The organism is Xenorhabdus miraniensis, assembly GCF_002632615.1.
Window position 1 is genome coordinate 50,107 of the sequence record NZ_NITZ01000012.1, and the last position, 23,278, is coordinate 73,384.

General features: G+C 47.1%; 19 protein-coding genes and 3 pseudogenes. 11 read left to right on the top strand and 11 right to left on the bottom strand.

Features of this window, described 5'->3' with window-relative positions; all coding sequences use genetic code 11:
* Positions 1 to 383 precede the first annotated feature (383 nt).
* The 8 genes from sucD to sdhC form a co-directional block, all read right to left on the bottom strand.
* Complete coding sequence (sucD, locus tag Xmir_RS12545; protein WP_099114578.1) at positions 384 to 1,253, bottom strand: succinate--CoA ligase subunit alpha; 870 nt, start codon at positions 1,251 to 1,253, stop codon at positions 384 to 386.
* Positions 1,253 to 2,419 carry an ADP-forming succinate--CoA ligase subunit beta gene (gene sucC, locus Xmir_RS12550; RefSeq protein WP_099114579.1) on the bottom strand — a complete coding sequence of 389 codons (1,167 nt, stop codon included), beginning with the start codon at positions 2,417 to 2,419 and terminating at the stop codon, positions 1,253 to 1,255. The genes sucD and sucC overlap by 1 nt, the downstream gene beginning before the upstream one ends.
* A gap of 174 nt (positions 2,420 to 2,593) precedes the next feature.
* Positions 2,594 to 3,811 (bottom strand): 2-oxoglutarate dehydrogenase complex dihydrolipoyllysine-residue succinyltransferase, encoded by a 1,218-nt coding sequence (gene odhB, locus Xmir_RS12555; protein WP_099114580.1) that lies wholly within the window; start codon positions 3,809 to 3,811, stop codon positions 2,594 to 2,596.
* A 13-nt stretch (positions 3,812 to 3,824) separates the two neighbouring features.
* Positions 3,825 to 6,632: a 2-oxoglutarate dehydrogenase E1 component gene (gene sucA, locus Xmir_RS12560; RefSeq protein ID WP_099114581.1), complete on the bottom strand. Its 2,808-nt coding sequence runs from the start codon at positions 6,630 to 6,632 to the stop codon at positions 3,825 to 3,827.
* Positions 6,633 to 6,963: 331 nt separating this feature from the next.
* A complete protein-coding gene (locus Xmir_RS12565; RefSeq protein WP_099114582.1) occupies positions 6,964 to 7,680 on the bottom strand; it encodes a succinate dehydrogenase iron-sulfur subunit in 717 nt (238 codons plus the stop codon).
* Positions 7,681 to 7,718: 38 nt separating this feature from the next.
* Positions 7,719 to 9,485, bottom strand: a complete 1,767-nt coding sequence (sdhA, locus tag Xmir_RS12570; protein WP_099114583.1) for a succinate dehydrogenase flavoprotein subunit — start codon at positions 9,483 to 9,485, stop codon at positions 7,719 to 7,721.
* Positions 9,486 to 9,833, bottom strand: a complete 348-nt coding sequence (sdhD, locus tag Xmir_RS12575) for a succinate dehydrogenase membrane anchor subunit (RefSeq protein ID WP_099114584.1) — start codon at positions 9,831 to 9,833, stop codon at positions 9,486 to 9,488.
* Positions 9,827 to 10,216 (bottom strand): succinate dehydrogenase cytochrome b556 subunit, encoded by a 390-nt coding sequence (gene sdhC / locus Xmir_RS12580; RefSeq protein WP_099114585.1) that lies wholly within the window; start codon positions 10,214 to 10,216, stop codon positions 9,827 to 9,829. The genes sdhD and sdhC overlap by 7 nt, the downstream gene beginning before the upstream one ends.
* 624 nt (positions 10,217 to 10,840) lie before the next feature.
* Between sdhC and Xmir_RS12585 the strand changes: the two genes are divergently transcribed.
* The 8 genes from Xmir_RS12585 (at position 10,841) to Xmir_RS12610 (ending at position 17,152) form a co-directional block, all read left to right on the top strand.
* Complete coding sequence (locus Xmir_RS12585) at positions 10,841 to 12,124, top strand: citrate synthase (RefSeq protein ID WP_099114586.1); 1,284 nt, start codon at positions 10,841 to 10,843, stop codon at positions 12,122 to 12,124.
* Between the two features lie 340 nt (positions 12,125 to 12,464).
* Complete coding sequence (locus Xmir_RS34030) at positions 12,465 to 12,584, top strand: hypothetical protein (RefSeq protein WP_422646016.1); 120 nt, start codon at positions 12,465 to 12,467, stop codon at positions 12,582 to 12,584.
* Positions 12,559 to 12,699, top strand: a complete 141-nt coding sequence (locus Xmir_RS34035; RefSeq protein ID WP_208620427.1) for an LD-carboxypeptidase — start codon at positions 12,559 to 12,561, stop codon at positions 12,697 to 12,699. The genes Xmir_RS34030 and Xmir_RS34035 overlap by 26 nt, the downstream gene beginning before the upstream one ends.
* Complete coding sequence (locus tag Xmir_RS27055; protein ID WP_208620428.1) at positions 12,656 to 12,967, top strand: hypothetical protein; 312 nt, start codon at positions 12,656 to 12,658, stop codon at positions 12,965 to 12,967. The genes Xmir_RS34035 and Xmir_RS27055 overlap by 44 nt, the downstream gene beginning before the upstream one ends.
* 50 nt (positions 12,968 to 13,017) lie before the next feature.
* A complete protein-coding gene (locus Xmir_RS12595) occupies positions 13,018 to 14,142 on the top strand; it encodes a 3-oxoacyl-ACP synthase III family protein (RefSeq protein ID WP_099114587.1) in 1,125 nt (374 codons plus the stop codon).
* A 34-nt stretch (positions 14,143 to 14,176) separates the two neighbouring features.
* On the top strand, positions 14,177 to 14,425 hold the full coding sequence (locus tag Xmir_RS12600; RefSeq protein ID WP_099114588.1) for an acyl carrier protein: 249 nt from the start codon (positions 14,177 to 14,179) through the stop codon (positions 14,423 to 14,425).
* Positions 14,422 to 16,023, top strand: coding sequence for an amino acid adenylation domain-containing protein (locus tag Xmir_RS12605; protein ID WP_099114589.1), 1,602 nt, complete (start codon positions 14,422 to 14,424; stop codon positions 16,021 to 16,023). Before Xmir_RS12600 ends, Xmir_RS12605 begins: the two co-directional genes overlap by 4 nt.
* Positions 16,007 to 17,152, top strand: coding sequence for an acyl-CoA dehydrogenase family protein (locus tag Xmir_RS12610; RefSeq protein WP_099114590.1), 1,146 nt, complete (start codon positions 16,007 to 16,009; stop codon positions 17,150 to 17,152). Before Xmir_RS12605 ends, Xmir_RS12610 begins: the two co-directional genes overlap by 17 nt.
* Before the next feature lie 34 nt (positions 17,153 to 17,186).
* On the opposite strand, the pseudogene Xmir_RS34040 reads toward Xmir_RS12610, so the two are convergent.
* Together Xmir_RS34040 and Xmir_RS12615 are read right to left on the bottom strand one after the other, a co-directional pair.
* Positions 17,187 to 17,297, bottom strand: a pseudogene (locus Xmir_RS34040) (IS982 family transposase); the annotation flags it as partial.
* Between the two features lie 30 nt (positions 17,298 to 17,327).
* Positions 17,328 to 17,464: pseudogene (locus tag Xmir_RS12615) on the bottom strand (IS1 family transposase); the annotation flags it as partial.
* A gap of 666 nt (positions 17,465 to 18,130) precedes the next feature.
* On the opposite strand from Xmir_RS12615, the gene Xmir_RS12620 reads away from it, so the two are divergent.
* The 3 genes and pseudogenes from Xmir_RS12620 to Xmir_RS28880 all read left to right on the top strand — a co-directional run.
* Complete coding sequence (locus Xmir_RS12620; protein ID WP_099114591.1) at positions 18,131 to 20,365, top strand: trypsin-like serine protease; 2,235 nt, start codon at positions 18,131 to 18,133, stop codon at positions 20,363 to 20,365.
* 58 nt (positions 20,366 to 20,423) lie between these two features.
* On the top strand, positions 20,424 to 21,908 hold the full coding sequence (locus tag Xmir_RS12625; protein ID WP_099114592.1) for a hypothetical protein: 1,485 nt from the start codon (positions 20,424 to 20,426) through the stop codon (positions 21,906 to 21,908).
* 100 nt (positions 21,909 to 22,008) lie between these two features.
* Positions 22,009 to 22,407 (top strand): annotated as a pseudogene (locus Xmir_RS28880) (IS1 family transposase); the annotation flags it as partial.
* A gap of 22 nt (positions 22,408 to 22,429) precedes the next feature.
* Here Xmir_RS28880 and Xmir_RS12635 read toward each other — a convergent pair.
* On the bottom strand, positions 22,430 to 23,212 hold the full coding sequence (locus tag Xmir_RS12635; protein WP_099114594.1) for an AraC family transcriptional regulator: 783 nt from the start codon (positions 23,210 to 23,212) through the stop codon (positions 22,430 to 22,432).
* Between the last annotated feature and the right edge of the window lie 66 nt (positions 23,213 to 23,278).

Below are 23,278 nucleotides of genomic sequence, written 5' to 3' on the forward strand. Positions count from 1 at the left end.
TTTAATCAAGTTTAGCCAACTTATTTCATAGTAATAACTTGATTTTAGACAATTTTTTACTTGTTTTGTTAAGCTTTGCCTCTATTATTTCAATCTGGTTTACCAGTTGTTAATAGGTTGTTATTTGTAATAGGCTGTAATTTCTTTTTTGCTGTAAAAAACATTAGAAAATTAACTTTTCATTTTCATTCTTCAAAAAATATATTTTTTCGATATTTCGGGTTAAATTAATCAAATAAATGGGACCTTCCAAATCCAGTTAAATTAAATTGGAAAATAACTGACTTTATAAATGAACTAACCCACTGTTAATATTATGAATAAAAATAAAAAGCCACCCAAAGGTGGCCTTTTTCTATAAAAATGGCTTATTTTGAAACTAATTATGCCAGTAATGCTTTTACTGCTTCACCAATGTCAGCAAGGCTACGTACCGTTTTAACGCCTGCCGCTTCCAGTGCAGCAAATTTCTCATCTGCTGTACCCTTACCACCTGCGATAATCGCACCCGCATGCCCCATACGCTTACCTTTAGGCGCAGTTACACCTGCAATATAAGCTACAACAGGTTTAGTCACATGCTCTTTGATATAAGCAGCCGCTTCTTCTTCTGCTGTACCACCGATTTCACCAATCATAACAATGGCTTCTGTCTGTGGGTCTTCTTGGAACAGTTTCAGAATATCGATAAAGTTTGAGCCAGGGATTGGGTCGCCGCCGATACCAACACAGGTAGATTGCCCTAACCCAGCGTCAGTAGTCTGCTTAACAGCTTCATAAGTCAACGTACCAGAACGGGATACAATACCCACTTTACCCGCTTTGTGAATATGACCAGGCATGATACCGATCTTACATTCGTCAGGTGTAATGACTCCCGGGCAGTTAGGCCCAATCATGCGAACACCGGCTTGATCCAGTTTCACCTTCACTGTCAACATATCGAGTGTTGGAATACCTTCTGTAATCGTGATGATCAGTTTAATACCTGCATCAATCGCTTCCAGAATGGAATCTTTACAGAAAGGCGCCGGAACATAGATAACGGAAGCGGTCGCACCAGTCGCTTCAACCGCTTCACGCACGGTATTGAACACAGGCAATCCCAAATGCTCAGTACCACCTTTACCTGGAGTTACACCGCCAACCATTTGAGTACCGTAAGCAATCGCCTGTTCGGAGTGGAATGTACCTTGGCTACCAGTGAAACCCTGACAAATCACTTTGGTGTTTTTATCGATTAAAATAGACATTATTTATTCCCCGCTGCTGCTACTGCCTGTTTAGCTGCGTCTGTCAAACTGGTAGCTGCAATGATGTTCAAGCCACTGTCTGCCAGTTTTTTAGCGCCCAGTTCAGCATTGTTTCCTTCCAGACGAACGACAACCGGTACGTGAACTCCGACTTCTTCCACCGCACCAATAATGCCGTCAGCAATCAAGTCACAGCGGACGATACCACCAAAGATATTGACCAAAACAGCTTTAACATTTTCATCTGACAAGATGATTTTAAATGCTTCGGTAACACGCTCTTTTGTCGCGCCCCCCCCCACATCAAGGAAGTTTGCCGGTGCACCACCGTGCAGTTTGACAATGTCCATCGTTCCCATTGCCAGACCTGCGCCATTCACCATACAACCAATGTTGCCATCCAGCGCAACATAGTTCAGTTCCCATTGAGCAGCCTGAGCTTCACGTGGATCTTCCTGTGAAGGATCGTGCATCTCACGCAATTCAGCCTGACGGAACATGGCGTTACCATCTGCACCCAGTTTTCCATCCAGACAGACAAGATCACCCTGAGTTGTGATAACCAGCGGGTTGATTTCAACCATCGCCAGATCACGCTCCAGGAACAGGTTTGCCAATCCCAAGAAAATCTTGGTAAATTGACCAACTTGTTTACCAGTTAAACCGAGTTTGAACGCCAATTCACGGCCTTGATACGGCATAGGGCCAGCCAGTGGGTCGATAATTGCTTTATGAATCAGCTCGGGCGTTTCTTCCGCCACTTTTTCTATTTCGACGCCACCTTCAGTAGAGGCCATGAACACTACACGACGCGTACCACGGTCAACAACAGCCCCAAGATACAGCTCCTTGGCAATATCGGTTGCCCCTTCTACCAAGATCTGATGAACAGGCTGTCCCTGTGCATCTGTCTGGTAAGTAACCAGTCGTTTACCCAGCCAAAGTTCAGCAAAAGCGCGGATATCTTCCTTACTGTTGACGACTTTCACGCCACCAGCCTTACCGCGGCCACCTGCATGAACCTGACATTTAACGACCCAAGGGCCTGAACCAATCTTGGATGCTGCTTCTTCTGCTTCGCGCGGAGTGGTACAAGCATAGCCAGCAGGCGCTGGTAAACCATACCGTGCAAAAAGTTGTTTTGCCTGATACTCGTGTAAATTCATGATGTTCTATCCATAATTTAATCTAAGAAAGGTAAATTACCTTCTATTTTGTTGCTCTGGATATGACCAGCCCGAAGGCTGGCCTGCATATACATTTTTACATCAACATCGTACTACTTCAGACTTGGCGGAATTCAGCGCTCTCTACCGACAGTAATTCCACCGATAGTGATGCTACACATCCAGCAACAAACGTGTTGGATCTTCCAGCATTTCTTTGATGGTCACCAGGAAGCCTACTGACTCACGGCCGTCAATCAGACGGTGGTCATAGGACAGCGCCAGATACATCATTGGGAGGATCTCAACCTGACCATTGACTGCCATTGGACGATCTTTGATGGCATGCATGCCAAGAATCGCACTTTGTGGTGGGTTAATGATCGGGGTAGACATCAGGGAGCCGAAGACACCGCCATTAGTAATAGTGAAATTACCGCCAGTGAGTTCTTCAACGGTCAGCTTACCGTCGCGGCCTTTAATCGCCAGCTCTTTGATGCTTTTCTCAATGTCAGCCATGCTCAGTGCATCTGCATCACGCAATACTGGTGTAACCAGACCACGTGGCGTAGATACTGCAATGCTGATATCAAAATAGTTGTGGTAAACCACGTCAGTGCCATCGATGGAAGCATTCACTTCTGGATAGCGTTTCAACGCTTCAACCACCGCTTTCACATAGAAAGACATGAAGCCTAAACGCATGCCATGGCGTTTTTCAAACGCATCGCCATACTGCTTACGCAGCTCCTGAATTGGTTTCATGTTAACTTCATTGAAAGTCGTCAACATCGCTGTATTGTTTTTCGCTTCCAGCAGACGCTCTGCGACACGTTTGCGCAGACGCGTCATTGGTACGCGTTTTTCACTGCGATGTGGCAGTGAGGATTGCTGTGCAGCAGGTGCAGACGCAGCAGGTTTATCACCCTCTTTTTTATTCGCAGCAATATATTTTTCTACGTCTTCACGGACAATACGTCCACCAACACCACTACCTTTAATTACAGCAGGATCTAAATCGTGTTCTGCAATCAGGCGGCGAACAGCCGGACTCAGTGCATCATTGCTTTCTTCTTCCAAAGAAGCAGTCTGGCGCTGTGCTGGAGTTGCTTCTGTTTTTTCTTTTACTTCAGCAGGCATGCCAGCGCTGTCACCCAAACGGATGCGGCCGAGTAGTTGTTTGGACAGTACAGTGGCACCCTCTTCTTCCAAAATTGCTTCCAGAACACCGGCTTCACTTGCTGGTACTTCCAAAACAACTTTGTCAGTTTCAATTTCAACCAGTACTTCGTCACGCTCAATGGTGTCACCTGTTTTTTTATGCCATGTCGCAACAGTGGCATCTGCAACAGATTCAGGAAGGTCTGGAACCAGAATTTCTACGCTACTCATTTTCTATCCTTATTTATTCAACGTTCAGTGCGTCATCAACCAGTGCTTTCTGTTGCTTCTGGTGAACAGACGTATATCCCACAGCCGGGGAAGCAGATGCTGGACGACCTGCATAACGTAAAGATGCCCCAAATGGGATAGCTTCACGGAAATTATGTTGACTGCAATACCAAGCCCCTTGGTTCAGTGGCTCTTCCTGACACCAGACGAAGTCATGAACATGGGCATACTGCTCAAGCTGAGCCTGCAAATGCTGACGTGGGAATGGATACAGCTGTTCGATACGCACGATAGCGACATTGGTCTGTTCATTCTTACGACGCTGTTCCAACAGATCGTAATAAACTTTACCGGAACAAAGTACAACGCGTTTAACACCTTTTGGATCTAAGGCATCAATTTCACCAATGACTGGCTCAAATTTACCGTTAGCCAGTTCATCCAGGCTAGATACAGCCAATGGATGACGCAGCAGCGACTTAGGTGACATAACGATGAGCGGACGGCGCATACCACGCAGAGCCTGACGGCGCAGCATGTGATAAACCTGAGCTGGAGTTGATGGTACGCAAACCTGCATGTTTTGTTCTGCACACAGTTGCAAATAACGCTCCAGACGTGCCGATGAGTGCTCTGGTCCCTGCCCTTCATAGCCATGCGGCAGCAGCATAACCAGACCACACATACGGCCCCATTTCTGTTCACCGGAGCTGATGAACTGGTCAATCACAACCTGAGCAACGTTGGCAAAGTCACCAAACTGCGCTTCCCAAATCGTCAGGGCGCGAGGTTCCGTAGTTGCATAACCGTATTCAAATGCCAATACCGCTTCTTCTGAAAGTACAGAGTCCCATACTCTGAATGCTCCCTGGCCATTGTGAACATTTGCCAAAGGTACATACACAGAAGCATTGGTCTGATTGTGAATAACAGCGTGACGGTGGAAGAATGTACCACGACCAGCATCTTCACCAGAAAGACGCACCGGAACGCCTTCATCAACCAAAGTTGCATATGCCAGTGTTTCCGCACCACCCCAGTCAAACAATTTATTGCCGTTAGCCATTTCTGCACGGTCGGCATAAATTTTTGAGACACGTGAATGCATTTCCACTTCAGTAGGGATCGTGCTGATGCGCTTACCGAGATCCTGCAAGCGTTTCATCTCCACTTTATGCGGATGTTCTTCATCCCATTCGTGATTCAGGTAAGGTTCCCACGTGAATGAATGCAGCCCCATAGGACGCCACTCATCAACAACACATTCACCATGATCCAGAGCATCACGGTACAGGTTAACCATCTCAGTCACATCATTAGCAGCCAGCAAACCTTCTGCTATCAACTTATCTGCATAGATTTTACGTGCAGTTGGTTGTTTTTTGATTTTCTGGTACATCAGTGGCTGAGTTGCACTTGGCTCATCAGCTTCGTTATGACCGTGGCGACGATAACAAACCAGATCAATCATCACGTCACGTTTGAAGGTATTACGGAAGTCAAGCGCCAGACGAGTAACGAATGCAACTGCTTCCGGATCATCCGCGTTAACATGGAAAATCGGTGCCTGAACCATTTTCACAATATCAGTACAATATTGTGTTGAACGCGCATCTTTCGGGTTAGAAGTAGTGAAACCAATTTGGTTGTTAACCACGATACGGACAGTACCGCCAACTTCATAGCCACGCGCCTGAGACATGTTCAGTGTTTCCTGAACAATTCCCTGCCCTATTACGGCTGCATCACCGTGGATGGTGACAGGCAAGACCATGTTACTGCGGCCTTCATCAAGACGATCACGACGGGCACGTACTGAACCAATAACAACAGGGCTAACAATTTCAAGGTGAGATGGGTTAAAAGCGAGTGCCAGATGCACTAAACCACCTTCAGTTTCAAAATCGGAAGAGAAACCTTGATGGTATTTCACGTCACCCGTTCCAAGGTGTTCTTTGTGTTTACCTGCAAACTCGTCAAACAGATCAACTGGCTTTTTGCCCAAGAGGTTAACCAGAACGTTCAGACGGCCACGGTGAGCCATTCCCAGCACAACTTCGCGGGTATCTTGTTTACCTGCATGGCGGATCAACTCTTTCAACATAGGAATAAGCGCATCACCACCTTCCAAGGAGAAACGTTTCGCCCCCGGGAACTTAGCACCTAAATAACGTTCCAACCCTTCGGCTGACGTTAATTCTTTCAGGAAACGATGCTTTTCTTCGTCATTGAACTGTGAACCTACTGTTACAGACTCCAGACGTTGCTGAATCCAACGTTTTTCTTCTGTATTGGTGATATGCATGTATTCTGCGCCGATTGAACCGCAGTAAATGCGCTTCAATGCGTCATACAGATCCGCCAGTTTCATTGTCTCTTTGCCAATGGCAAAAGAGCCCACATTAAACGTTTCTTCAAAATCCGCTTTTGTTAAATTATGGAAAGCAGGATCGAGATCAGATACAGGTTCCTGTTTCCATAATCCCAATGGATCAAGGTTTGCATGTTGGTGTCCGCGGAAGCGGAATGCATTGATGAGCTGCAAAACTTTGACTTGTTTTGCATCCATTGCTGGATCGCTGACTGAAGTGTGGTAACGAGTGGCATCCTTTGCCAGACGACGGAAGTAGTCACGAGTCTGTGAGTGAAGTTGTTCCCCGCTAAGTCCTGCATCCGGTAATTGTTGGAAAATTTCTCTCCAACTCGCATCAACAGAATTAGGATCGGTTATATAGTCTTCATAGATTTGCTCTATGTAAGACTGGTTTGCACCAGCCAGAAAGCTTGAGTCCAGCCAGTCCTTCATTGCGCCGTTCTGCATTGTGATCCCTTAAGCTTTAAAAGCTTTAGTTTTCGCCGTGGTTAACAAATTCCGCTTAATTAGCGGTGCTGATAAAAGGTTCATTTGGACGTGCTTAATGCATGTTCTCTATTTGGGTTTTTCCACCCTTCAAGGAACCTTTAAAAACTGAATATCAGTTTCTAAAGGTTCCTTTATTTAGGAATATGCGACGTCTTGAGCAGCAGGCAATTTATCATTTTTCATTCTTTATGCCCTCCACCGATTTGATATTTATTTCAAAATTGTGGAGGGCAACATTATATGCAGTATTTACACGCAGTTTATGTGCTATTTATGCACAAAATTCCATTTATGCGCTGTGTTTCAGCAGCATAGATTTAATATGGCCAATCGCTTTTGTCGGATTCAGACCTTTAGGACATACGTTGACACAGTTCATGATCCCGTGACAGCGGAAAACACTAAATGCGTCATTCAGATTGTCCAATCGTGAAGTCGTTTCAGTATCACGGCTGTCAATCAGAAAACGATATGCGGCCAAAAGACCTGCTGGGCCAATGAACTTATCTGGATTCCACCAGAACGACGGACAAGACGTCGAACAGCAGGCACACAGGATACATTCATACAGGCCATCCAGTTTTTCACGTTGTTCTGGTGATTGCAGGTGCTCACGTGCAGGTGGATTTTTGCCGTCATTAATCAGATAAGGACGGATTTTTTCATATTGCGCGTAGAATTGCCCCATATCAACAACCAGATCACGAACCACTGGCAAACCTGGCAATGGGCGAATCACAATTTTCTTATTGCCACGACGCAGCGCTGAAACTGGCGTAACACAAGCCAAGCCATTTTTGCCGTTCATATTCACGCCGTCAGAGCCACAAACCCCCTCACGGCAAGAACGACGAAATGCTAAGGTTGGGTCTTGTTCTTTTAGCTGGATAAGTGCATCCAGCAACATCATGTCACGCCCTTCCTGTGCTTCCAGTGTGTAGTCCTGCATATGAGGCGCATCGTCTACATCTGGATTGTAACGATAAATCGAGAATTCAAGTTTCATAATCTATTTCTCCGCAACCGGAACATCAGCAACGCAAATTAGTAAGAACGCACTTTCGGCGGGAAAGCTTCACGCAGCGTCGGCTGCATATTCACTTCACGACGAGTCATGCTCTCAGTTTGCGGTAAATACAGGCTATGGCACAGCCAGTTAGCGTCATCACGTTCTGGATAGTCAAAACGGCTGTGAGCGCCGCGGCTTTCTGTACGGAAATTTGCAGCAACCGCCGTTGAATAAGCAGTTTCCATCAGGTTATCCAATTCCAGACATTCAATACGCTGCGTATTGAATTCTGATGAAGTATCATCCAGACGGGCATTTTTCAGACGTTCACGAATAACTTTCAGCTCATCCAAGCCTCTCGCCATTGCGTCACCTTCACGGAATACCGAGAAATTGTGTTGCATACATGCTTGCAATGCTTTGCGGATATCGACCGGATCTTCACCGGAACGAGTATTGTTCCAACGATTCAGACGTTGCAGTGCTGCATCGACGTCAGATTCGCTGGCATCACGACTGGTGCCTTGTTCCATCAGGCACTCTTTCAGATGCAGACCTGCGGAACGACCAAATACCACCAAATCAAGCAGTGAGTTACCACCAAGGCGGTTAGCCCCGTGAACAGACACGCAAGCAATCTCACCCACGGCAAACAGACCTGGAATCACCACATCTTCGCCTTTTTCGTTTACTGTCAGCGCCTGACCTGTGATCTTGGTTGGAATACCACCCATCATATAGTGGCAGGTTGGGATAACTGGAATCGGTTCTTTAACCGGGTCTACGTGAGCAAAAGTACGGGATAATTCAAGAATACCCGGCAAACGAGATTCCAGAACGTCTTTACCCAGATGATCCAGTTTCAATTTCACATGAGGACCCCATGGACCTTCACAGCCACGGCCTTCACGGATTTCGATCATCATGGAACGTGCAACCACATCACGGCCAGCAAGGTCTTTGGCGTTTGGTGCATAACGCTCCATGAAGCGTTCACCATCTTTATTCAGCAGATAACCGCCTTCACCACGACAACCTTCTGTGACCAAAACACCTGCACCGGCAATGCCGGTTGGGTGGAATTGCCACATTTCCATATCTTGTACAGGAACGCCAGCACGCAGGGCCATACCAACACCATCACCCGTATTGATGTGCGCGTTCGTTGTGGATTGGAAGATACGACCAGCACCACCAGTTGCCAGAATGGTTGCCTTGGCTTTGAAATAAACTACTTCACCGGTTTCAATACAGATAGCAGTACAACCAACAATGGCGCCATCCTGATTTTTAACCAAATCCAGTGAATACCACTCAGAGAAAATAGTTGTGTGGTTCTTCAGGTTCTGTTGATACAGAGTATGCAATAGAGCATGACCAGTACGGTCAGCAGCGGCGGCAGTGCGGGCAGCCTGTTCGCCACCAAAATTTCTAGATTGTCCGCCAAATGGACGCTGATAAATACGACCATCATCCAGACGGGAGAATGGTAAACCCATATGTTCCAGTTCCAGAATTGCTTCCGGGCCAGTCTTACACATATATTCGATGGCATCCTGGTCACCGATATAGTCGGAACCTTTTACCGTATCATACATGTGCCATTCCCAGTTATCGTCATGGGTATTACCCAGAGCGACGGTAATTCCGCCCTGTGCTGAAACAGTATGAGAACGGGTTGGAAACACCTTGGAAATCAAGGCGCAGGATAAACCCATTTGTGAAATTTGCAGTGCAGCACGCATACCTGCGCCACCAGCACCAATAACAACAGCGTCAAACTCTCTTACTGGCAGTTTCATTTATGCACCCCACACAACAATTGTTCCGTAAATCAAATAAGACAACAGCGCCACAATAATCACCAGTTGCAGCACCAGACACAGTGCAAGTGGCTTGACATAATCTGTCAGCACCTGCCACATGCCAATCCAGGCATGAACCAGAATGGAAAGCAGTGTCAACACGGTAAACACTTTAGTGAGAGATGAAGAAAAGAAACCACGCCAGACTTCATAAGTAATATCCGACGTTGTTGCAACGAAACCAACGATATAGAGAACGTATAAAACAATAATAATTGCAGATGCACGTAGCAGCAGCCAATCCTGAATACCCGTACGACCCAATGCGGATGCGTTGCTTACCATAATAATACCCCAGCCAGAATAGACAGAATAACCGCGATCACTATTGCCACTTTGGCAGATGCACTACCGGTAACGAGGTTTTCTTCCAGGAAACCAAAATCCATCAACACATGGCGGATGCCCCCACAAATGTGGTAAGCCAGCGCCGTCAATATCCCCCACAGGATAAATTTGGCGAAGAAGCCAGTCATGATTTCAGATGCTTGTAGGAAGCCCTCCTGCGAAGACAGTGACATACCCAACAACCACAGCAGAATACCAACTGCGATAAAGGTGATGACGCCTGAGATACGGTGCAAGATCGATGCTATCGCGGAGACGGGTTGGTTAATCGTCCGCAGATCAAGGTTGACAGGTCTTTGTTTTTTCACAATTTTGCCCACAAAGCTTTTTTTTATTTTCCATCCTCCGGTCCTGGGCGGGAATCAGACAGCGCTAAGAGGATACAAAGACACAACATAATTAAATTAACAATCCTTACATGTTTATCAAAAGTTGTGATTTGGTTACGCTGGGTGCTCCTACATCAGGGTAATCCGGAGACCTCGAAGAAGTATAAGTACTTCACATTGTTATTACAATTCCCACACAATATGATTGTTAACATTTAGCGGGAACAGTGAGAAAGATCACGCTTCAAACATTTATCATAAAAACCATTATCTTGTTTGACAAAGATTAAACATTTACCTTACATCTCTGTCGTTATATATTATTTATCGTCGTTTTCCGATGAAAAAACATACTCATCGAAAAACAGAGGTTATGTAAAAGCATTGTATAAGCACAAAATGATAACATTTGATGTTAATAATGCTTTAAACATAATTCCCGGAAACTTTTTAACAACCTGAAAACCATTGTCATCCGTAATGAGATTTCAGCGTTATAAGTGTGATACCAGCCTGATTTTAAATTCTCTCCGGTAGCACAATGCCTTTGGCACAGTATAAATTGCGCCTATATGGTTGTTAGGGGTTATAAAAATAAGCGCTAAGGAGATGTAAATGGCTGATAAAAAGGCTACGTTGAACATAAATGGTTCAGCTGCTATCGAACTAGACGTACTAACGCCGACCCTAGGTTCTGAAGTAATTGACGTTCGTACCCTCGGCTCAAAGGGCTTCTATACCTACGATCCCGGCTTTACTTCCACTGCCTCCTGTGAGTCGAAAATCACCTATATTGATGGCAATGAAGGCATTTTGCTGCACCGTGGTTTTCCTATCGATCAGCTCGCAACGGAATCAACCTATCTGGAAGTCTGTTATATTCTGCTGTACGGCGAACCGCCAACACCCGAAGAATACGAAAAATTCAAAACTACGGTGACTCGCCATACAATGATCCACGAACAGATTACCCGCCTGTTCCATGGTTTCCGTCGTGATTCTCACCCAATGGCTGTACTTTGTGGTGTTACTGGCGCATTGGCTGCCTTCTATCATGATGCGTTGGATGTTCATAATCCTCGTCACCGCGAAATCACCGCTTACCGCCTGTTGTCCAAAATGCCAACTGTTGCGGCGATGTGTTACAAATATTCCCTTGGGCAGCCTTTCGTTTACCCACGTAACGATCTTTCTTATGCGGCCAACTTCCTGTACATGATGTTCTCAACACCTTGTGAAGAATATAAGGTTAACCCAGTACTGGAACGCGCAATGGATCGCATTTTCATTCTGCATGCAGATCATGAACAAAATGCGTCGACTTCAACAGTACGCACCGCAGGTTCTTCTGGTGCCAACCCATTTGCTTGTATTGCCGCAGGTATTGCATCTTTGTGGGGGCCGGCACATGGTGGCGCAAACGAAGCCTGCTTACGTATGCTGGAAGAGATCCAAACCGTCGACCACATTCCTGAATTTATTGCTCGCGCCAAAGATAAGAATGATTCTTTCCGCCTGATGGGCTTTGGGCACCGTGTTTACAAAAACTACGATCCCCGCGCAACAGTTATGCGTGAAACTTGCCACGAAGTATTGAATGAACTGGGCCTTAATGATAGTCTTCTGGAAGTCGCGATGGAGCTGGAACGCATTGCCCTGAATGACCCATACTTCATTGAGAAAAAACTGTACCCGAACGTTGATTTTTACTCTGGCATCATTCTGAAAGCTATGGGTATTCCATCAACCATGTTCACTGTGATTTTCGCCATCGCCCGTACTATCGGCTGGATTGCACACTGGAACGAAATGCACGATGAAGGTTTGAGGATTGCTCGCCCACGTCAGCTTTACACTGGTCATAATAAACGTGATTTCAAGAGCCAGTTGAAAAAGTGATTCAGCCAATCCAATAGCATTATTCAAATTCTGAATAGTGTATTTCTGCACCTCTCATATCATTTTTTTGATATTAGGGGTGTGGATTTTTATGATTAAGATATAAAGCCACTATGATTCATCCACAAAAACTTTCTATAACTTTCTCTCAGTTTATCGGTGAAACTATTGGATTTTTTTCTTCTTTAAACTCTCACCACAGCTTTTACTCCCACTCGTTTTACAAAAAATATTAAGTATCTAAAAAAGTGTTAAATATCTAAAAAACAAGTTTTAAAACAAAAACAGAAATACTGACAGGAAAAGTGTTTTCTATCGTTCATAGAGCATTATGCAAAGAATGGAAGAATTTAATGCTTTACTTCGGGATCCAGAAGTCAGATGTATTATGCTCACAGTAGATAGCTATAACCCTGATTCAATATTGCCTTATATTGATTATAACGTTATTAAAAATTAAAAAAGACCAAGAAATCATTATTGGTTATTCTGATATTACCGTTTTATTGCTTGGAATATATAGTAAAACAGATGTTGTCACTTTTTATGGCCCAATGTTGGGAAGAGCAAATTGAACGCGTTTTTGCTCACCTTCTGTTATATGGAACCTTTAATAAAACTTCAGCAATTATTCTTGGAAAACACGGACAATTTAATGATCGGGGAACAGGTAGAAATTTCCTGAATATTCTTAAAGAAGTCCTAAATAATAGGGAAGTGACCATTTTGGCAGACTTTGATAGTTGCCATACCCCGATGTTCACCATACCTCTCGGTGTTGATATTGCCATCAACTTCGACTCCGAATCTGTTTTTCTACCAGAACTTTGGTGTGCAAATTAACTTAACCAGACTTCTGGTTAACTTTATGTTTAATTCTTTGAGGAAACTATATGCGATCGGCAGGAATTCAAGCGATAGCTGTGTATTTACCTGATGGAGTACGCACAAACAATTGGTGGGGTGGAGAAACTCCGTCACCGCAAAAGAGCAAGCCATCAGAAACGGCATCGACGTCAACGAGTTCGCACAAGCACCGGAAAGTTAATCACTATGATGCGGCTATGGATCGTTATTTGGACGATCCCTTTTTTGGTAGCATCGAGCGCCGGGTTGTGACCCATGGTGAGGGAAGTGTAGCACTCGGAGTTGAAGCAGGGCGCCGCGTATTGGATGCAGCAGGTATTTCACCAACTGAGGTAGATTGCCTAATTGCGGTGTCGATGTTCCCTGATCGCATCGGATCCGGTGACGCAGGATATCTTGCACAAGCACTGGGAACGGGTGGTGGCGCATTCAACGTAGAAGCAACCTGTGGCGGATCTATGTCAGGATTGTTGACAGCGTGCGCTCTGGTGCAGGCAGGCCTGAAAGAACAAGTTCTGGTTGTCACAACATCCAGATTATCACGTGCGATCGAAGCCGACGATGTCACTCTGCGTCTGTGCGGGGATGCTTCGGCGGCGTTCTTAGTCGGTCCGGTTGAAGACGGGTTTGGTTTATTGGGTGCTGAGTCTTTACACACTGGCGAAACCTGCGGGACTTGGCTGCTGGACGCCGTTGAGGATACTTCGGGAACGACACCTGCTGGGCAGAAGATCCGTTTACGCGTAGACCCTTCCATCTCCCACGTGCTACGTGCTACCGCTGAGCCATATCTTCTAAATACCGCTAAAGGCGCTCTGAAGAAGGCCGGACTTGAATTGAAAGATATTGACTTTGTCGTAGTAAACACGCCGACGGCTTGGCATGCTGAGTTCTCCGCTAATGCGTTAGGTATCGAACCTGACCGGGTCGTGAATACTTTCCCGCAAGTCGCCAATATTGGGCCAGTATTAATGCCGTTCAACGCCTATACTGCGGCAGCCGATGGGCGCATTAAACCAGGAGATACAGTGTTGCTGTACGGATTCGGTGGTCAAGCTGAGGCCTCCGCAGCCGTATTCCGTTGGCCACACGTCGTCTTGGCTCTCCCTCCAAAAGAAGCGTCAGTTGTCAATCCAGCAACCCCACAGTAAACATTAATAACCCATTACCATTAGAGGAAACCCTATGTCTTTGATGAAAATCCGTGCATTTGTTATCAACGAAATTTTGAAAGGAAATGACTCAGAAATTTCTGACGACCTAAATCTGGGAGAGTCAGGAGTTCTTTCATCCTTGGCGACTATGCGTCTGGTCTCGTTTGTGGAAGATGAATTCGACATCATTGTCGGTGTCAGTGATCCAAGGACGCGTTTTACTACTATTCGCGAAATCGCGCGTTATGTGGATGAGAAGTTGTCAGAGGATAAAGAATGACAGCTGAAATCGTATTGCCAGAACAGACTGAACCTTTGGCAGACTTGGCGAAATACTTAGACGACACCACTGCACGATACCCTGATGCTCATGCAGTCATTGATTCTGACGATTCGGCAATGAGTTACGAAGAACTTTCGGCCGCAGCGGATAGAATTGCAGCTTTTCTTCATCAGAAGGGAGTCGCCGTAGGTGATCGTGTAGGAATTTTCATGCACAAGAGCTCCCTGACTCTAGCAGCCATTTTTGGTGTGCTCCGTCTGGGCGCAGCATATGTGCCCGCTGACGTAGGCAGTACAGGCTCGCGTGCTTCGACCATATTCGGCGATTGCGATGTCCGAATCATCTTTACCGATCACGAATCAGCGTCATATCTGATACAAGCCGCACCCCAGCTTGAATCTCGCGTGGTTGTGATACAGCCACGTAATGAGAAAACGAGTGACACGTGTAATGAATGGCAAATGCTGGATATACTGCATGGTGAGAAACACGACTACCCGCGCAGCTTGCCGGATGCGGATAGGCTCGCGTATATCCTGTACACTTCCGGTTCTTCCGGAACCCCGAAAGGGGTCGCGATAAGCCATCGCAACGCAGCTAGCTTCGTCGAATGGGCCTCAGCCTTCTTTAATGTGACGGCAGAAGACCAAGTCTCCAGCCACGCGCCATTTCACTTCGACTTGTCGATCTTTGACATCTATGTTTCTGTGAAGAACGGTGCATGTGTCCACCTAATTGACACCGATCTTGCTGCGAGTCCACGACATCTCGCCACATTTATATCCAAGCGAGAGATTACCATCTGGTACTCAGCCCCTGCAATCTTAGGTATGATGGCTGAGCAACACAAGAAAGGAAACTCTGCTCATAACCGACTACGCCTTGTGCTGTTCGCCGGGGAAGTTTTCCCTATCACGAAATTGAGCAAATTGCTGCAATTGTGGCCTGAACCTGCTTACTACAACCTGTATGGCCCCACAGAAACCAACGTGTGCACTGTCTATCAAGTGCCTACATTCATACCGCCAGACCGCACCGAACCATTGTCGATAGGTCATCCCTGTGATCACTGCGAAACTATCGTTGTCGATGAGCATCTACAACCAGTACCAGAGGGTAAACCTGGCCTGTTGTGCGTCTCAGGACCTTCCGTGATTTCCAATTATTGGAATGATCCCGAAAAAACAGCCCAGAAGGTCTTCTACCTCAACAACAAACGCTGGTACAACACCGGAGATATGGTTCGCCCTTCGCCTGAAGGCTACATTTTTATGGGGCGGCTTGATCGAATGATCAAACGTCATGGATACCGGATAGAACTGGACGAAATCGAATCATGCCTGATGGCTCATCCTGAACTTGCTGGCTGTGCGGTAATCAGCTCTAAGGCAGACGAGAATACCACCATCACCGCGTTTCTCGTACAACACGATTCACTGATCTCCCCAATGGATCTAAGTAGGTTCTGCTACGAACGACTTGCACAGTACATGGTGCCTGACCATTTCAGATACCTGCCTAATCTTCCCCGTACTTCAACAGGCAAGATCAATTATCAACTTCTGGAGCACATTTCCGATGCCACACCGAATTGATGAACAACGGATATCATTGCGTGATAATGCCGCGCGTTTTGCCCGCGACCAGCTAAACATGGATATAGTAGCCTCTGACCGAGCCGGTATTTTCCATCGGGACGGCTGGCAAAAATGCGCAGAATTCGGACTGATCAGCATGGCCATACCCAAAGACCGGGGTGGAGCCGGAGCACCATTGTCCGATCTCCTCACGGTTATGGAAGGACTGGGGTATGGTTGCGAGGATCTGGGTCTGCTGTTTTCACTCAACGCCCACCTGTGGACCGTTGCCATGCCGCTGGCTATCCATGGCACACCAGAACAGCGTTTACGCTTTCTACCCGGCCTGATGGACGGCTCGTTGATCGGTGCTAATGGTTCGACAGAAGAAGAAGCCGGGTCGGACGTGTTCTCTATGCGCACCCACGCTGTGCGAGACGGTGACAGCTATATCCTCAACGGCTCGAAAACTTATATTACGAACGCCCCAATTGCCGATCTTTGTGTTATTTACGCCACGATCGATCCCACTCTTGGCCCACTAGGTATAACTGCTTTCCTTGTTGAAACAACAAACCCGGGTATAGAGTTAAGTTCGCCTCTGGAAAAGATGGGAATGCGCACAGCACAGATGGGAAGGATAACGCTCAAAGACTGCCGTGTCCCGGCCGATGCGATACTGGGCAGAGAAGGACGAGGCGTTAAAGTTTTCGAAAGCGCCATGGAACACGAACGTGGATGTATTCTTGCCACCACTTTAGGAGCGATGAGCCGCAGCCTTGAAGCATGTATCGCTCACGCACGTAAACGCTGCCAGTTCGGTCAGCCCATTGGGAAGAATCAGGCTATATCTCATCGTATCGCTGACATGAAAGTCAATCTGGATGCCGCACGTGAACTCGTCTATCGAGTAGGGCGACTTAAGGACGCGGGCAAAGACGCCATGATGGAAGCTGCCTGTGCGAAACTGTTCGTTTCTGAAACATACACGAAGTTCTCGCTGGATGCACTGCGGATCTACGGAGCACAAGGCTATCTAGCCGAGAGCCCTACGGAGAGAGAACTGCGCAATTCCATCGCATCAGTCATTTATTCGGGTACATCCGATATTCAACGTAATATCATCGCTGGTGAACTCGGGTTATGAAGTGGTACAACACGAGATAATATAGTCAGTAAATTCAGCTTTTTTGTTTGAAAATAGTAAAATCAGAATCACATACATTCAGGCTCGGCTTTTTCAGTTGGAATATAGAGGCAATTAGTCCATATATAACTTCCAACAAAAAGCCGGGTCATGTATTAAATAGTTAGATTGAGCATTAAAAGTAGTGCTCGCACTCAATGAAAGTCCCTATCACTTTATCCTGCATCTCCTCTGATTTAGAGTAACCTATCGTTTTGCGATTCAGTCTCTTCGAGTACGATGAGTAAAATTCGTTCTCTCTAGGCGTTGAGTAGCCAGCGATAAGCAGGACATCAGTGAAGCCTGATATGCAACATTCACTGAGTTGTTTCATCTGTCTGTATACCCGTCATATTTCTAGCTGCATCTTTATTTCCGCAAAAAAACATTGATGCTCTAATTGCCAATGAAGCCGATTTCTATCTCCTTTCCATGCCAATTACTGTCGAAAGAAATATTATGATTTTTATCGATAAATAATGCAGGTTGTCAATAGGATACAGGGCAATAACAAGAATAATATATCTTATTATCAATACGATATGGAACGATCGCAAAAATAATGGTGTTTGTTGTTGAATAATTTAATTTCGTATACTAACTTTAAACTAATGAAACTATCTTCTCCTATTTACTTACATCTTCCGGAGAAAATAAATAAATTATTTAAATCTAAATTTTCCGATCCTGCTGAAAGTGCCAAACACTTTCGGCAGAGTTGAATGATACATCGCGATGTTGCCAGCGAAAACGGCAGCGTGATTGCCAAAGGGATTCCACTTAAAACTCCGAGTTTTCTGAACAAACAGAGCCACCTCTGAGCGCAGGGTATAGGGGCGTCTGTTGGCTCCTCAGTGGTATCTGCACTTATTGGTGTTGGGAGCTCTTCCGCGATAGCAGCATCTGCATCAAAGTCTGAATCTGTATTGAGAGACGGAGATGATGAATATTATGAATAGTTATCAACAGGGCGTGAATCCTAACTCGACTCCTGCCACAGAAAATCCTCAACTTCAGTACCCTTGGGCGGTTCGAGTAGTTATAAGTTTTGTCGAATCTGGACAACGATATCATTCCATAGGAGGTGGTGTGGTCATCAACTCGAGGTGGGTGCTAACGGTTGAACATGTCGCACATTTTCTCCCACAGCATCATTGCCCCGATGAGGATTTGACCATACAGGTATATAGTGAACGAGACCCTAATGGCATGCCAATTCCTGCTAACAGTTACTTGAGCGACAATGTTGTGGGGGTAGTGGAGTGTGAGGAGGCTGCAGACATGGATATCATGGCGCTTCACCTGGAACGAGATCTTCATCTCTTGGAGTACGCTCCACTGAATAGATTCTACCAACCGCGGTTGCGTACTGACCCGGATCCTCATGGAGTCAGTCTCGTCGAGCCTGAACAGATCCAAGGCTTTGGTTTCGGCCCCGAAGCAAGCAGCGTCAATCCCCTTGTTTCCAGCAATAGATTTCACAGGTTTGCGGCTACCACGGAAACTGTCCGGCCCGACCCGCTGCTTGGAGGGCGTGAGATATTTGCATCCATCAACCCTGGGGAGGGGGCGACTACAATGGGGGATTCGGGCGGGCCCATCATGATCGATGGCCAAGTTGTTGGACTCCTTACTGGGGGCGCCCCAGACGTGCCAGTTCCGACCTACGTTGCTTTTACCCCTTTGGGGGATACTGGAGACTTTCTTGACCGTCTTCTGCCGGAAGCTGCGTCGACATCGTTGGTAACAACGGGGGCCTTACTTTCCGTTGTTTGGAATTCTGCCCATGGTGCGGGGTGTGGTTGGCACTCTACCTTGGGTGATAACTTTGTGGATTGTGATTTATCGGGTTGGCGGGTGTTCTACCAGCCCGTGAAGGACGGACCGTCATGGTCGGGGGCATTGAGTAAGGACGTGGGAGCAGATGAGAGAAAGGCGGAGATCCCTCGCTTGCCTAAATATCAACGGGATGTGTTGTGGCGTGCGACGGTGGTACCGTTAATTAAGGGAAAACCGCAGCGGGTAGGGGCGGATGGTGTTCCGGCCGCCACCACGGCAGGGAGTTTTGTGGGTTCGGCGACGGCGGAGTATACGATGCCGACCAACTTGAAGGTGATCCCCGAAGATAGCACGGGGCAGGGGTATGTGCGCGTGTCGTGGGATGCAGCGCAGGGGGTTCCGGATGTGCCGGCGGCGGCGGGGTATCGGGTGTTTTTCCGGGGGAAGACGGCAAGCGATTCATGGTCATCGTGGTCGAATGCGCCGGATACGGATAAGACGGAAGCGGTGATCCCAGTGACCAAGTCCACGAGCAAGGGGCCGTGGCAGGTGGTGGTGTTGCCGTTCTATAACGCTCCGCAGATTAAGCAGACGGTTTTAATTGGTGCAGATAAGGGCGGGCTGCCGTTTGAAACGGATGCCACCGAACGGGGTAAGCTGGTTGATAAGCCAGTGCTGATGGGGCAGTTCCCTGATCCGGGGAAGACAACCTATGTAACTATCGGCACGGTGGGAGAGGTGTCGGTGATGGGGGTGTTCACAAATGTGGAGCCGGCCGCAAAGGTGGGTTCCCTGCAATGGGAATGGTCTGCGAGTCAGAAGGGGCCGTTTAGTTCGGCTGGGGATTGGTCGAGGTTGCAGGGGCAGAACAGTGCTCAGCTAGTGTTCGGAACCCCGGATCATCCGGCGGCCACAAAAGACTCGGGGTGGTACCGCCTGAAAGCGACCAACAGTCTCGGCACCACTACCACTGGTGTGGTGCGTGTAGACATCAGCGACAAGGTTCTTCCGAAGGTGCTGGATCAGTCTCCGGCACCTTACAGTAAGGTAGTTGGGTATACGGACAGTGTCGGGGATGCTGAAGTGGAGGTGTTGTTCACCGCAAACCCGGCTCCATCCAAAGCGGCGGTGGTGTGGGAAAAGTTGGACCCAAAAACCGGGAGATACACCCCGAACCTGAGTAAGGCGGCGCAAGCGTCGCCGCTTCAATCATTCGGGACGGCGAAGGATCATCAGTACATTGCCTCCCTGATCTTCGGAGATGGAAATACCTATCCGACCAAAGACGACTCCGGCTGGTACATCATCTACATCACAACCCAGTTTTCTGATGGAAGCACACACGAGGCCTATTCCCTTCCCGTTTTCGTCAGCATCGGCGCACCCATCAACTAAAACAAGAAGGCTGAGAACGATGAATATAATTGTAACAGCAGGCGCAAGGGATTCAACGATGCGCAACAAAATCCAGAAGCGATTGATCCAAGCAGCATTGCCTGTTCTTACCTGCGGGCTTGCCGCCATCACCTTGGCCTTCGGGGGTGGGGTGACTCCAGCAAATGCATCCGCGGTTTGGAATATGCACCTTATAAACACTTCAGGCAGGAACATCAGGCTTCATCCCCGCGATTGGGATTGTATGCTTAATGAGGGTGGAAATCAGGTAGTTGCAGGAACCGAGTCAAAAACGTTCAAGATGGAAGATTCGAACAATATTGTGGCTGGTTGCTTCTTCGCAGACAAATGGGTCAGATGGCAGGTCGCGATTGATGGTCTGCCTGCGCCCACTGTGTCCAATACTTGGGGCATGCAATGGTTCCACTACAAGAAGGGAGCAGCTGGTCGCTGGTACTCAAAGGTGACGAATGACCCAACAATTATTCCGGCAAAGTTGGGGGTGCCGGCAACGGCTGTGCGCTGCGGTAGTGATCATGAGGCCCGTAATTGTATGGGTACTGAACACAAGCATTATGAGGGCGATGTTTATTTCCACTTCGACTTCGTGCAGATAGCCCTACAAGACGCGGGCGTGACGTATATGTCTGGGGACAATATACAGTTCAGCGGTACTGGTGCTCAGGGATATAAGATCACTCTGTACCAAAGAAAGGCTGGTGCTCCTGTACTGCCCGGCTGCGAAAATGTGCCCGTAGACAATAGAGGGAAGGGTAACACCGACGGCAAATGGTCTTGTACATCAAGCGCGCTTCCCAGTGGGGTTACACAGGTCGTGGCAGTCCAGAACGATTCTATTTTTTCGTATTCCATGACCCCGTACACTGTTCTCGATCCCCTGGTGGTTACGTCGCCAGAGGTGGACAATCGTAGTGTACGTTCCAGCGATGGGCCATTCGTATTTGGTGGCACGGCAACTGCTGGTGCGACGGTCAGCGTACGGTCGTGTGCGGAAGGTTCCCCACCGGGTGCTACGCCGTTTAACTGCACGGCGGTTGTCGACGCATCCAAGCAGTGGTCTTGTGGGGACAAATTCCTTGGGAATATCACAGGTGCCTACCAGTGGGAAGTCACACAATCCCTCAATGGATATAGCCATAGCATCAATACTTCAACCGGATACTACCAAATGGCTGTCTACGACACCCCGGTGTCAATTGATCCGATCGGGAACAATTGGGTCGTGTCGAGCTGGAATGATAATTTCCAGATCCATGGGATGGGCAGCCCGGGCCAGATAGTGAAACTTGACGTGGTGAAGGACGGTGATGCTAACCAGAAACTTAAATCAACAAACTGCCCCAACAACACTCACAAGGTTCCTGACACGGGTATGTGGGGGTGCAACTACTCGAGGGTTAATCGCGGGGGCAAATGGAACGTGACTGTGGCACAGTACCGTAGCAGCGACAACGAGTTGATGCCGCCTAAAGCGAAGGCGTCTTTCACCATCAATCCGGCTCAGGCGCCACAGTCTAAGTAACCATCGCAACAAGGCCCAGTGTACGATTCAAGCTGAAGCGAACGGCTTTCCGAAACATAAAAATCACTGCTAATGTTGGTCATTTATTAAATAGTTAGTTGTGGTAGACTTCCCGACTTTTAGTGATAAGGGTAAAGCATGGCTAAAGGCGAAAGTTGACGTCTATTGTCGTTATTGTCACAAATCAGAACAGGTCAAAGGGCATGGAAACATTAAAAACCTTACGCCCCGAAACGTAACGACGCTGCCCCTTGCTGGAAATAACATTTAGTTTATCTGTGAAATAGATGAACAATGATCGTTTGTGGGGAACAAGAAAAATCAACGCTGGCTTTGGTATGCTTGGGAGCCCCGCTTAAAACAAATAGTGGCTCATGTTTTTGGCGATCACAGTAGAAAAACGTTAGACAAGCTGCTTGCCCTCTTATCACCCTTTAATATTCGATTTTATTGTACGGATGATTATGGGGTTTATGACAATCTAATACATGACCAAAAGCCGGGCACACAGCAATGTTGGCTCATCTACCTGAGCCTGCCATATACTCCCTTGGCGGTCTTCCCATCGTTTTGCGGAAAAACGTCACAAACGCACTATCATTGGCAAAACCGAGTTCCTGTGCAACATAGGACAAAGTTTTGTCCTGCGCCAGTAACTCTATTGCCTTTACCAACCGCCATTGTTGCCGCCATTGTTGGTAATTCATTCCTGTTTCACGATAAAAAATCCGAGTAATCGTTTTCTCACTGGCACCGATATAAGTCGTAAGGGTGTGCAATGGTGGTGGCAATTGTTCAAGTGGTAAACGCGCTAAACGCCGGTCAAAAGGCAGAGGTAGCAAAGTGGGTTCCCTGCGTGCCTCACGAATTTCATCAAAAAATACCGCCAACAAATTCGCCCCCTTACCCTGATGCCAGGCTGAATCAAAAGAAGATATCGCGATCCGTTCCAAAATCGCCTGTAATAACGGTGTAGCCTCTAATACTTCGCTGTGTGTTGCAATTAATTCTGTCTCAGAAGTCTTGAGATAAATAGAACGATACCCTACCGAACCCCGCATTTCTGCCCGATGCTGTGTCTTAGGCGGGATCCATGCCACTCTGGTTGGCGGTAAAATAGAGATCTGATGTGCCAGTGTGATCTTGATACAACCTTGCCGGGTAAACAGCAACTGCCCCATATCATGTTGATGGAAGCCAGAATCGTGTTGTCCCATCTCTGCCGCAATCCCTATCACAGGCACATTCAAATTTTCATTTAAACCATCCGGATCAAAATAGTCACTTTGTCGCAGCCACGCCATGCTAACTCCTACAGATCCAACGTCCGATTATATAAAGAAACTGTCTTTATTATCATAAATAGGCAT

Bases quoted from the DNA above. Each gene is read 5' to 3' on its own strand.
- sucD (WP_099114578.1), bottom strand. From the start codon at position 1,253: ATGTCTATTTTAATCGATAAAAACACCAAAGTGATTTGTCAGGGTTTC.
- sucC (WP_099114579.1), bottom strand. From the start codon at position 2,419: ATGAATTTACACGAGTATCAGGCAAAACAACTTTTTGCACGGTATGGT.
- odhB (WP_099114580.1), bottom strand. From the start codon at position 3,811: ATGAGTAGCGTAGAAATTCTGGTTCCAGACCTTCCTGAATCTGTTGCA.
- sucA (WP_099114581.1), bottom strand. From the start codon at position 6,632: ATGCAGAACGGCGCAATGAAGGACTGGCTGGACTCAAGCTTTCTGGCT.
- Xmir_RS12565 (WP_099114582.1), bottom strand. From the start codon at position 7,680: ATGAAACTTGAATTCTCGATTTATCGTTACAATCCAGATGTAGACGAT.
- sdhA (WP_099114583.1), bottom strand. From the start codon at position 9,485: ATGAAACTGCCAGTAAGAGAGTTTGACGCTGTTGTTATTGGTGCTGGT.
- sdhD (WP_099114584.1), bottom strand. From the start codon at position 9,833: ATGGTAAGCAACGCATCCGCATTGGGTCGTACGGGTATTCAGGATTGG.
- Xmir_RS12585 (WP_099114586.1), top strand. From the start codon at position 10,841: ATGGCTGATAAAAAGGCTACGTTGAACATAAATGGTTCAGCTGCTATC.
- Xmir_RS34030 (WP_422646016.1), top strand. From the start codon at position 12,465: ATGGAAGAATTTAATGCTTTACTTCGGGATCCAGAAGTCAGATGTATT.
- Xmir_RS27055 (WP_208620428.1), top strand. From the start codon at position 12,656: ATGTTGTCACTTTTTATGGCCCAATGTTGGGAAGAGCAAATTGAACGC.
- Xmir_RS12595 (WP_099114587.1), top strand. From the start codon at position 13,018: ATGCGATCGGCAGGAATTCAAGCGATAGCTGTGTATTTACCTGATGGA.
- Xmir_RS12600 (WP_099114588.1), top strand. From the start codon at position 14,177: ATGTCTTTGATGAAAATCCGTGCATTTGTTATCAACGAAATTTTGAAA.
- Xmir_RS12605 (WP_099114589.1), top strand. From the start codon at position 14,422: ATGACAGCTGAAATCGTATTGCCAGAACAGACTGAACCTTTGGCAGAC.
- Xmir_RS12610 (WP_099114590.1), top strand. From the start codon at position 16,007: ATGCCACACCGAATTGATGAACAACGGATATCATTGCGTGATAATGCC.
- Xmir_RS12620 (WP_099114591.1), top strand. From the start codon at position 18,131: ATGATGAATATTATGAATAGTTATCAACAGGGCGTGAATCCTAACTCG.
- Xmir_RS12625 (WP_099114592.1), top strand. From the start codon at position 20,424: ATGCGCAACAAAATCCAGAAGCGATTGATCCAAGCAGCATTGCCTGTT.
- Xmir_RS12635 (WP_099114594.1), bottom strand. From the start codon at position 23,212: ATGGCGTGGCTGCGACAAAGTGACTATTTTGATCCGGATGGTTTAAAT.